The 10,957-nt window shown below is 70.9% G+C and carries 6 protein-coding genes and 1 pseudogene; 3 read left to right on the forward strand and 4 right to left on the reverse strand.

Annotated features, from left to right (window positions below; all coding sequences use genetic code 11):
* The first annotated feature begins 131 nt into the window (after positions 1–131).
* Positions 132–1,316, forward strand: coding sequence for a cytochrome P450 (locus AB0389_RS32655; RefSeq protein WP_366399158.1), 1,185 nt, complete (start codon positions 132–134; stop codon positions 1,314–1,316).
* Positions 1,317–1,402: 86 nt separating this feature from the next.
* Here the strand turns inward: AB0389_RS32655 and AB0389_RS32660 are convergent, their stop codons facing one another.
* From AB0389_RS32660 to AB0389_RS32675, 4 genes are all read right to left on the reverse strand, one after another.
* Complete coding sequence (locus AB0389_RS32660; protein WP_366399163.1) at positions 1,403–1,651, reverse strand: ferredoxin; 249 nt, start codon at positions 1,649–1,651, stop codon at positions 1,403–1,405.
* A 20-nt stretch (positions 1,652–1,671) separates the two neighbouring features.
* The gene (locus AB0389_RS32665; RefSeq protein WP_366399159.1) at positions 1,672–2,859 is read right to left on the reverse strand and encodes a cytochrome P450; all 1,188 of its coding nucleotides are present in this window, start codon (positions 2,857–2,859) and stop codon (positions 1,672–1,674) included.
* Between the two features lie 97 nt (positions 2,860–2,956).
* A complete protein-coding gene (locus tag AB0389_RS32670; protein ID WP_366399160.1) occupies positions 2,957–4,015 on the reverse strand; it encodes a DegT/DnrJ/EryC1/StrS family aminotransferase in 1,059 nt (352 codons plus the stop codon).
* 12 nt (positions 4,016–4,027) lie between these two features.
* Complete coding sequence (locus tag AB0389_RS32675; RefSeq protein WP_366399161.1) at positions 4,028–5,416, reverse strand: glycosyltransferase; 1,389 nt, start codon at positions 5,414–5,416, stop codon at positions 4,028–4,030.
* 357 nt (positions 5,417–5,773) lie between these two features.
* Between AB0389_RS32675 and AB0389_RS32680 the strand changes: the two are divergent.
* Together AB0389_RS32680 and AB0389_RS32685 are read left to right on the forward strand one after the other, a co-directional pair.
* A pseudogene (locus AB0389_RS32680) lies at positions 5,774–9,064 on the forward strand (beta-ketoacyl synthase N-terminal-like domain-containing protein); the annotation flags it as partial.
* A 77-nt stretch (positions 9,065–9,141) separates the two neighbouring features.
* Positions 9,142–10,957, forward strand: a 1,816-nt coding sequence (locus tag AB0389_RS32685) for a beta-ketoacyl synthase N-terminal-like domain-containing protein (protein ID WP_366399162.1), incomplete at its 3' end; no start/stop codon positions are given.

A 10,957-nucleotide genomic window follows, 5' to 3' on the forward strand; every position in this document is an offset into this window, starting at 1 on the left:
GAGCCAACAGAACGGCCCGGACACGGATACCGCCCGGACACAGATACCGCCCGGACACAGATACCGCCCGGACAGGGATACCGCCCGGACAGGGATACCGCCCGGACACGGACACCAACGGAGAGCCCCCCATGGTCACATCCCAGGAACTGCCCGCGTACCAGGGCGGTTCACCCTCCGTGCTGCGGCTCAGCCCGCTGCTGCGCGACCTCCAGAGCCGCGCGCCCCTGTGCAAGGTACGGACCCCCGCCGGTGACGAGGGCTGGCTCGTGACCCGGCACGCCGAACTGAAGTCGCTGCTCCACGACGAGCGGCTCGGACGGGCCCACCCGGACCTCGCCAACGCCCCCCGGTACGTGCGCAATCCGTTCCTCGACATGCTCATCGTCGAGGACGCCGAAGTCGCGCGGAAGATGCACGCCGAGGCCCGCGCCCTGCTCACACCGAACTTCTCGGCCCGGCGTGTGCTCGGCCTGATGCCGAAGGTGGAGGCCGTCGCGGAAGCCACGCTGGCGGACTTCGTGGCCCAGGGACCGCCCGCCGATCTGCACGGAGGGTTCTCCCTGCCGCTGTCCCTCGGCGTCCTCGGTGAACTCCTCGGTGTGCCGGCCGAGGACCGGGGGCGGCTGACCGCCGCGCTGGCGCGGATGGGAGACCTCGGGGATCCCGAGGGCGGCCGGCGGGGACAGCGGGAGCTCTTCGGCTATCTGGAGGAGCTGGCGGTCCGCAAACGGGCCGAACCCGGTGACGACGTGATCTCCCGGCTCTGCGCGGCCGAGCCGTCCGACGCGCGCATCGGCCCGATCGCCGCCGGGCTGCTCTTCGCCGGACTGGAGAGCGTCGCCGGCCACATCGACCTCGGCGTGGTGCTCTTCACCCTCCACCCCGAGCAGCGCGACCGGGCGCTGGCCGACCCGAAGGTGATGGCGGGCGCCGTGGAGGAGATCCTCCGCTCGGCCAAGGCCGGCGGCTCCGTACTGCCGCGCTACGCCACCGAGGACGTCGAGATCGGTGACGTCACCATCAGGACCGGCGAACTCGTCCTGCTGGACTTCACCCTCACCAACTTCGACCGGCGGGTCTTCGACGACCCCGAGCTGTTCGACATCGGCCGCTCGCCCAACCCGCATCTGACGTTCGGGCACGGCATGTGGCACTGCATCGGCGCCCCGCTCGCACGGACGCAGCTGAAGACCGCGTACACCCTGCTGTTCAGCCGGCTGCCGGGGCTGCGGCTCACCGCGCCCGCCGACGAGATCCGGGTGCCGGGCGGGCAGCTGTCCGGCGGCCTCGCCGAGCTGGAGGTCGCCTGGTAGAAGCGACGGGCGCCGCCCCCACCGGTCCGTGGGGGCGCGCCCGCTCGTCGTACGTTGCGTACGCTACGTGCGTAATCCGCGGAGGGTTACGGAGCGGAGGCCGGTCCGTCCTCCCGTACGGTGATCGCCCCGGACGGGCAGACGCTGCCCGCCAGGCGCACCGCCTCCCGCACCGCTTCGCGCATCGCCTCGTCCGCCGGCCCGTCCGCTGGCCCGTCCGCCGGATCTGCCAGTACGACCACGAGCCCGTCGTCGCTCTGGTCGAACACATCGGGAGCCGTCAGTACACACTGCCCGGCTCCGACACAGCGTTCGGTGTCCACACTGATCCGCACCGTCGCTCCTCCTCCGTTGCTCATGCGCCCTCCTGCCAGCGGACGGGCAGCGCGTGCAGCCCGTACAGCACCCCGTCGTACTTCAGCGGCAACTCCTCCACCGGCACGGCCAGTTCAAGGGTGGGAATCCGCTCGAACAGCGTCCGGTACGCGATGTCCATCTCGACCCGCACCAGGTTCTGCCCGAGACACTGGTGCACCCCGTACCCGAACGCCACATGGGACCGCGCGGAGCGGCCCGGATCGAACTCGGCCGGCCGCTCGAAGACCGTCCCGTCGTGGTTGGCCGCCGCGACGAGCGGCACGATGCCCTCGCCCGCCCTGATGAGCTGCCCGCCGATCTCCACATCCTCCACGGCCACCCGGAACGCCACCAGATCGGCCACCGAGTAGTACCGCAGCAGCTCCTCCACCGCCCGCTCGTCGCCGATCCACCGCGGATGCGACAGCAGGGTCACCACCCCGAGCCCGATGTTGTTGGCCGTCGTCTCGTGCCCCGCGATCAGCAGCAGCATCGACACCCCGGACAGCTCGGGCCCCGACAGGGTCCCCTCCGCCAGCAGCCGGCTCAGCAGATCGTCCCCAGGCCGCTTCCGCTTGACCGCGATGAGCCGGTTGAGATAGCGCAGCAGCGCTCTGGACGCCGCCTCGCGCTCCTCGTCACCGGAGGAGAGCGTGACCAGCACCCGCGTCTTGGCCTCGAAGAAGTCACGGTCGGCCTTCGGCACCCCGAGCAGACTGGAGATCACCAGCGACGGTACGGGCAGCGCGAAGTCCGCGATCAGGTCGGCGGTGCTACCCGCGGCGAGCATGGCGTCGATCCTGGCGTCCACGATCTGCTGGATCGCCGGCCGCATCTCCCTGACCTGCCGGACCGTGAACTCCGGGATCAGGGTGCGGCGGAACCTGCCGTGCTCCGGCGGATCCAGCGCCACGAACCAGCCGGGCACCTCGTCCTGCGAGGGCACCCCGACGGTCTTCCCCGGCCGGGGGAACCCCGGATGCGCCGGATTGGAGCTGATCCGCGGGTCGGTGAGCACCGTCCGCACATCCTCGTGCCGGGTCACCAGCCACACCCGGGCGCCGGTCGGCAGCACCGACTCGACCAGACCGTCGAGCGCGCGGTACTCCACGTACTCCGGTGCCGGGAAGGGCTTACCGGGCCGCCGCAGCGGGAAGGCGACCGGGCATCTGTCGGTGGTTGTCATCTCTCTCGCTCTCCCTGGGGGGTTCCGTACGCTCCGCGGCGGCGCGCACGCTTACTCGGCGTCCGCGCGCGCACGCGCACGCGGCGCCCATGCGCACTCAGCGCGCGCCGCAGAACTTGCGGACCGTGTCCGTGATGAACTCCTGGTCCCGCGTGGTCAGTCCGGTGTGGGTCGGCAGATAGAAACCGTCCTCGCTGAAGCGATGCGCCTTCAGGGAGCGCCAGTCGGGGGCGAGATAGCCGGGCTGCCGGCTCATCGGCTTGAAGAAGACCCGCGTCTCGATGGACTCCGACGCCAGGAAGTCCCGCAGCTCCTCGCGGCGTTCGGCACGCACGTCGTACATCCACAGCACATCGCGCCGCGGCATCAGCGTGATCCCGTCGATCCCGGCCAGCGCCTCGTCGTACCGCCGCTCGATCTCCCGGCGCTTCGCCAGGATCGTGTCGAGCTGCTCGGTCTGCGCCAGCGCCACCGCCGCCTGCATGTTCGTCATCCGGAAGTTGTAAGCCAGCTTCTTGTGCAGAAAGCTGTGGTCCCGGGTGAAGGCCATCGCCCGCAGATGGGCCATCTGCTCGGCTAGATGCCTGTCGTCCGTGAGACAGATCCCGCCCTCTCCCGCCGTGATGATCTTGTTGGAGTAGAGGGAGAAACAGGCGATGTCCCCGACGGGACGCACCCCGTGAGCCTCCGCCGAGTCCTCCACCACCCGGAGGTTGTACTCGTACGCCAGATTCATGATCGCGTCCATGGCACACCGCCGCCCGTAGATATGGACCGGCATGATCGCCTTCGTCCGGGGCGTGATCCGCTCCTCGATGAGCGAGACATCGATGTTCAGATCGTCCCCGCAGTCCACGAAAACGGGCGTGGCTCCCGTATAGGTGACCGCCCACGCGCTCGCGATCATCGTGAACTCCGGGACGATCACCTCGTCGCCCGGACCGATGCCCAGCGCCCGCAGAGCCAGCGTCAGCGCGGTCGTACCGGACGAGCAGGCGACGCCGTACGAGACGCCGTTGTACTCGGCGAACTCACTCTCGAACCGCGGGACATACGGACCCTGGGAGGAGATCCAGCCGTCGCCGACGGCCTTGGTCACATATTCGAGCTCGCGCCCGCCGAGCCAGGGCACGGCGACGGGATGGGTGAAGGACATGGAGCGCCCCGATCAGTTGTGGGCGAGGGCCGGCAGGCCGAGCAGCAGATCCGCCGCCGCGCCACGGCCACCCGCCGCGCGCAGCAACGACCCGAAGTGCTCAGCGCGTTCACGGAACGCACCGTCGTCGAGCACCCGGGACAGCGTGTCGAACACAACGTCCGGATCGATGGTCTCCGAACGGTCGAGCGTCAGGCTCACCCCGAAGTCCCGGCCGCGCACGGCCTGGTCCTCGCAGTCCACCCAGAGCGGCCGCACCACCAGCGGCTTGCCGAAGTACAGCCCCTCGTGGAAGCCGTTGCCACCCGCGTGGGTGAAGAACACACCGACATTCGGATGGGCCAGCACATCGAGCTGCGAGGGAACCCAGCCCTCGATCCGCAGATTCGCCGGCAGGGTCTCCGGCGCGGGCAGCAGCCCCTGCTGTTCCTTCGGCAGCTTCCACAGCACGGCGTGCCGGTCCGACAGCCGCCGGGCCACCTCCACCAGCGCCGCCACCTGCTCCCGGGTCAGCCGGGTGATCGTCCCGAACCCCATGTAGACCACCGAGCGCCGCGCGTCCAGCCACTCCGCGAGGCCCCCGTCGTCCGGCGCCTGCGGCAGCGGCGGCACCATCGCACCGACCAGCCGCACCTTCTCCGGCAACGGGAACGGGTAGTCGAGCTCCGGTACCGAGTAGCAGAGCACGTGCTCGGCATGGTCGATCCGGGCCATCATCTGGCGCGCCTCCGGCACGATCCCCAGCTCCGTACGGACCCGGTCGTCCTCCTGGGCCACCGCACGTAGCGACGAGGTCAGGAACATCCCCAGCGTCCGCAGCCGGAACAACTGGTTCGCCACCCGCTGCGGGAACGACATTCGTCCCGGCAGACCCGAGTGCGGCACCGGAAACCCCTTCGGGGTGTACGACTTCGCGAACGGAACGTGCGAGGTGAGCACATTGCTCGGTACGAACGGCACCCCCAGGACATAGGGGATCCCCTTCGTGATCGCCAGCTCGTAGCCGAACTGGCACATGCTCTCGACGACCATCAGCGCCGGCTCCACCTCCTCGGCCACCGCCTCCAGCCGCCGGTACTTCTCCACCCGCGCGCGCGGCACGAACGAGTGCTTGACGACCGCCCGGTGCGCCCGGAACCGCGAGCGCTGCGTCACCTCCCGATACGTCGCGTCGTCCCAGGTGACCGCCGACATCGTCGGTACGGTGTCCCCGAGCGACGCGAACGACACGGGACTTCCCACCCCCGCCGCCTCCACCAGCGGGCGCGCCTTCTCGTCGGCGGCGAACCACAGGTCCGGCACGCCCCGCCGGGACAACTCCTCCACCAGCACCAGCAGCGGATTGAGCAGACCGCTCTCGGCGTAACTGACGAACAGCACCGGCCGTCGCGTCGAGCCCATGGACCACACCCTCCGGAAGCGGCGGCCCGACCCTCCGGTGCCCCCGAAACCACCCTCCACCCGGCGGTCGCCGGTGGCCGCGCCGTACTGCCGCACGCGGGACAGGTACTTGATCTCACGCCACGTTCCGGGGAATCCCTAGTCTTTCGCGGCCTTTCGCATGTCATTCGCAGTTTTTCGTGCCCTTCCGCAGCTTCTTCCACCGGAAACCCCGGAGGCTTCTCTCCCTCCCGAAGAATTCCCTAGGGGAAAGTACAGGGTTGGCGACCGTACGATCCGGCGGGAAGATGAAGTGCGGGACGGATTTCGAAGACAATGCCGGCGATTCCCAGGGGGAGTGAAGACGTCATGAACAGCGGAGCCCACGAAGACCCGATCGCGGTCACCGCGATGGCCTGCCGTTATCCCGGCGGAGTCCGTTCCCCCGAAGAACTGTGGGAACTCGTCCTCGCGGAACGCGACGCCATCACCGGCTTTCCCCCCGACCGCGACTGGGACCTGGCCGCTCTCGCGGGCGAAGGACCAGGCCGCAGCGCCACCCCGTACGGCGGATTCCTCGACGGAGCCGCCGACTTCGACGCCGCGTTCTTCGGCATGTCCCCCCGCGAGGCCGTCTCCACGGACCCCCAGCAGCGCCTCGTGCTGGAGACCGCCTGGGAGGCGCTGGAGCGCGCCGGAATCGACCCGCACTCGCTGCGCGCCACAGCGACCGGTGTATTCGTCGGTGTCAGTGGCCAGGACTACGCCACCGTCACCCAGCGCTCGGCCGACGACCTGGCGGGCCATGCCATGACCGGGCTCTCACCGGGCCTGGCCTCGGGCCGGCTCGCCTACACCCTCGGCCTCGAAGGCCCGGCCGTCACCGTAGACACCTCGTCCTCCTCCTCGCTGGTCGCCCTCCACTGGGCCGCGCGCTCCCTGCGCGCCGGGGAGTGCACGATGGCGCTCGCCGGCGGTGTCACTGTGATGTCCACCCCCATGGGATTCATCGGCCACTCCCGGCAGGGCGGACTGGCCCCTGACGGCCGCTGCAAGGCGTTCTCCGACGACGCCGACGGCACCGCCTGGGCCGAGGGCGCCGGAATCCTCCTCCTCGAACGCCTCCAGGACGCGCGCGCCCACGGACATCCGGTGCTTGCCGTCCTGCGCGGCAGCGCCGTCAACCAGGACGGGGCGTCCAACGGCCTGACCTCACCCAGCGGCCCGGCCCAGGAACGGGTGATCCGGCAGGCACTGGCCGCCGCCGGACTCACCGCCGCCGACATCGACCTGGTGGAGGCGCACGGCACCGGTACGAAGCTGGGCGACCCGATCGAGGCGCAGGCGCTCCTCGCCACGTACGGGCAGGGGCGCGCGCCCGGGCGGCCCCTGCGGATCGGCTCAGTCAAGTCGAACATCGGGCACACGCAGGCGGCGGCCGGGGTCGCGGGCGTCATCAAGACCGTACTGGCGCTGCGGCACGCGACCATGCCCCGCACACTCCATCTGGGCACGCGGTCCTCCCGGGTCGACTGGGACGCGGGCGCGGTGGAACCGCTGACCGCGACCGTCGCGTGGCCGGACGCCGGCCGACCGCGCCGCGCGGGCGTGTCGTCCTTCGGGATCAGCGGCACCAACGCGCATCTGATCATCGAGCAGGCTGAACCGGCACCCGTCGTGACAGCTACCGGAGGGACTGCGGCCGAGGGGATCACTGCCGAGGGGACCAGCACTGGGCAGACCACGGGCGGGGAGGTCACGGGCGGGGAGGCGACGGCTGTGCCCGCCGTCGTGCCCTGGCCCGTCTCGGCCGCGAGCCCGGCCGCTCTGGACGCGCAACTCGCCCGCCTGACCGCTTATGTGGCCGAGCGGCCCGGCCTCGACCGCGCGGACATCGGCTTCTCGCTCGCCACCGGCCGCGCCGCGCTCCGCCACCGCGCGGTGCTGCTCGCAGGACCGGCGGGCGTGACCGAGACCGCCAGGGGCGCGGCGGGCGACGGCGTCACGGCCGTACTCTTCCCCGGGCAGGGCAGCCAGCGGCTCGGCATGGGACAGCGGCTGTACGGGCGGTTCCCCGTCTTCGCCGACGCGCTGGACACGGTCCTGGCCGCACTGGAACCGCACCTCGAAGCCCCTCTGCGCCCGGTCATGTGGGGCGAGGACCCCGAACCGCTGCACCGCACCGGCTGGACGCAGCCCGCCCTCTTCGCCGTCGAGGTCGCGCTCTTCCGGCTCGTCGAGTCGCTGGGCGTGCGCCCGGCGGCCGTGGGCGGCCACTCGGTCGGTGAGCTGGCGGCGGCCCATGTCGCGGGTGTGCTGTCGCTGGCGGACACGTGTGTGCTGGTCGCGGCGCGCGCGAAGCTGATGGAGGCGTTGCCTGACGGTGGTGCGATGGTTGCCTTACGCGCTACCGAGACCGAGATCGAGCGCGTGGCCGAGACGCTGCGCGGCCACGCCGATCCCGTGTCCGTCGCCGCCGTCAACGGGCCGGATTCCGTGGTGATCTCGGGCGCGGAGAGCGCCGTCCTGGCGATCGCCGCGCACTTCGCCGACCTGGGCCGCGACACGAAGCGGCTGCCCGTGTCGCACGCCTTCCACTCCCCGCTGATGGACCCGATGCTCGACGACTTCCGACGCGTGGCGCAGACGCTGACCTTCCACGAACCGGCCGTGCCCGTCCTCTCGAACGTCACGGGCGGCCTGGCAGGCCCGGGGCTGCTGACCACGCCCGAGTACTGGGTGCGGCAGGTACGGCGGACCGTGCGCTTCGCCGACGGGATCACGGCCCTGCGCGACGAGCACATGGACGTCCTGCTGGAACTCGGCCCCGGCGGCGCCCTGTCCGCGCTGGCCAAGGAGTGTACGAGCGCCACGGACCGGCCGCTGACCGTCGTACCGGCCCTGCGCGGAAGAGGAAGAGGAAGCGGGCGCGGGCGCGAAGGCAGGACTGCGGACCGGGACGAGGAGACCGGCTTCGTCGGCGCGCTGGGACGGCTGCACACGGTGGGCGTTCCGGTCGACTGGCGGGCCTTCTTCGGGCACACGTCGGCCCGCCGGGTCGAGCTGCCCACGTACGCGTTCCAGCGCCGCAGGCACTGGCCGGCCCCGCCGCCGACGACCGGCGCCGGTACGTTCGCGCTCGCCGCCGCTGACGACACCGCCGGTGCCCCGGTGTTCTCGGCCGATGCGGTGCGCCCGGGGCCGCCGACGTGCGCCGAAGCGGCCGGTGACGCAGGCCGTGGTGAGACACCCGCGTCGGCCGGGCGGCGGCTGGCCGCGATGCCCCGGGCCGCACGCGTACGGCATCTGCTCGATCTCGTACGCGTCGAGACCGCCGCGGTGCTCGGCCACAGCGGCGTGGACGAGATCGGCGCCCACGCCGTCTTCAAAGAACTGGGCCTCGACTCCCTGGCGGGCATCGAACTCCGCGACCGCCTCGGCGCCCTGACCGGTCACCCGCTGCCCAGCACGCTCGTCTTCAGCTTCCCCACTCCGGCAGGCGTCGCCGACCATCTCGCGCGGTACTTCACCGGCCCGACGGAAGAGAAATACGCGGCGCGTTCCACTGACGTGGACATCGAAGAGGACCTCGAAACCGTATCGATCGACCGGTTGCTCGACATTATCGATGAAGAGTTCGAAATAGCTGAGGAGCCGGGAATCCGCTGAATTCCCGCGCGATGGCCGGACGCGGAAGACAGAGACGAAGACGCAAGAGAAGACGCGGACGATGAGGATGACGCACGGTGTCTGAAGACCAGCAGGGAAAAGTCGTTGACTACCTGAGGCGAGTCACGTCCGATCTCCGCCGGGCGCGGCGGCGCATCGGCGAACTGGAACTCCAGAGCAGTGAACCCATCGCCATCGTGGGAATGGGCTGCCGCCTGCCCGGCGGCGTCAACTCGCCGGAAGACCTCTGGCGACTCGTCGCCACCGGCGGCGACGCCATCGGCGGATTCCCGGCCGACCGCGGCTGGGACCTCGACCGGCTCGCCGGCACCGGCGACGGCGGCAGCGCTACCCAGGAGGGCGGATTCCTCCACGAGGCCGCCGAATTCGACGCGGCGTTCTTCGGGATCTCGCCGCGCGAGGCACAGGCCATGGACCCGCAGCAGCGGCTGCTGCTGGAGGTGGCGTGGGAGGCACTCGAACGGGCGGGGATCGCCCCGGACACGCTGCACGGCACAGCGGCCGGCGTCTTCGTCGGCGCGTACCACTGGGGACAACCGTCAGCGGGCACCGGCAGCGGCCGCGGGACCGGCACCGGCTCCGGCATCGAACTTCATGGACACGCGCTGACCGGCACGGCGGCCAGTGTGCTGTCGGGGCGGATCTCCTACACCCTCGGCCTCGAAGGCCCCGCCCTCACGGTGGACACGGCCTGCTCCTCATCGCTGGTCGCCCTCCATATGGCGGCGGCCTCGCTGCGCAGCGGTGAGTCGTCGCTCGCGGTCGTCGGCGGTGTCACGGTGCTCTCGGCCCCGTCGGTCTTCGTCGAGTTCAGCAAGCAGGGCGGCCTGGCCCCGGACGGTCGCTGCAAGGCGTTCTCCGACAAAGCGGACGGCACGGGTTGGGGGGAAGGCGTGGGCGTGCTCGTCGTGGAACGGCTCTCGGACGCGCGGCGCAACGGCCACCCGGTGCTGGCGGTGATCCGCGGGTCCGCCGTCAACCAGGACGGCGCGTCCAACGGCCTCACCGCGCCCAGTGGCCCGGCGCAGGAGCGCGTCATCCGCCAGGCGCTGGCGGCGGCCGGTCTGGCCGCGTCCGACGTGGACGCGGTGGAGGCGCACGGCACCGGTACGCGGCTGGGCGACCCGATCGAGGCGCAGGCGCTGCTCGCCACGTACGGCCAGGACCGCGACGCGGCACGGCCGCTCCTGCTCGGCTCCCTCAAATCCAACATCGGGCACACGCAGGCCGCCGCCGGGGTCGCGGGTGTGATGAAGATGGTGATGGCGTTGCGTGCGGGTGTGCTGCCGCCGACGTTGCATGCCGGGGTGCCGTCGTCGCACGTGGATTGGTCTTCGGGTGCGGTGCGGTTGGTGTCGGGGGTGGAGGGGTGGCCGGAGACGGGTCGGGTGCGTCGGGCGGCGGTGTCGTCGTTCGGTATCAGTGGTACGAACGCGCATGTGGTGCTGGAGCAGGCGTCTGTTGACGGCGCCGGTGACGGTGACGTCGATGGTGATGTTCCGGTGGTGCCCGTGGCGTCTGTGGTGCCCGAGATGCCTGTGGTGCCGTGGGTGGTGTCGGGTCGGAGTGGTGCCGCGGTGCGGGAGCAGGCGGGCCGGTTGGTGGCTCGTGTGGCGGCGGGTGGTGTGGATGTGTCGCCGGGCGATGTCGGGTTCTCGCTGGTCACCTCCCGTGCGCTCTTCGAACACCGGGCCGTCGTCATCGGCGCCGATCGGGACGAACTCCTGGCAGCGACGGATGCGTTGAGTGCCGGCCGGCATGTGAACGGGCTGGCTGAGGGTGTCGCTGATGTCGAGGGTAGGTCGGTGTGGGTGTTTCCTGGGCAGGGGGCTCAGTGGGTGGGGATGGGGGCTCGGTTGTTGGTGGAGTCGT

The sequence above is a fragment of the Streptomyces sp. NPDC093109 genome (genome assembly GCF_040701725.1).
Taxonomy (GTDB): Bacteria; Actinomycetota; Actinomycetes; order Streptomycetales; family Streptomycetaceae; genus Streptomyces.

Coding starts and splice junctions, on each gene's coding strand:
- AB0389_RS32655 (WP_366399158.1), top strand. CDS start 132: ATGGTCACATCCCAGGAACTGCCCGCGTACCAGGGCGGTTCACCCTCC.
- AB0389_RS32675 (WP_366399161.1), bottom strand. CDS start 5,416: ATGGGCTCGACGCGACGGCCGGTGCTGTTCGTCAGTTACGCCGAGAGC.
- AB0389_RS32665 (WP_366399159.1), bottom strand. CDS start 2,859: ATGACAACCACCGACAGATGCCCGGTCGCCTTCCCGCTGCGGCGGCCC.
- AB0389_RS32670 (WP_366399160.1), bottom strand. CDS start 4,015: ATGTCCTTCACCCATCCCGTCGCCGTGCCCTGGCTCGGCGGGCGCGAG.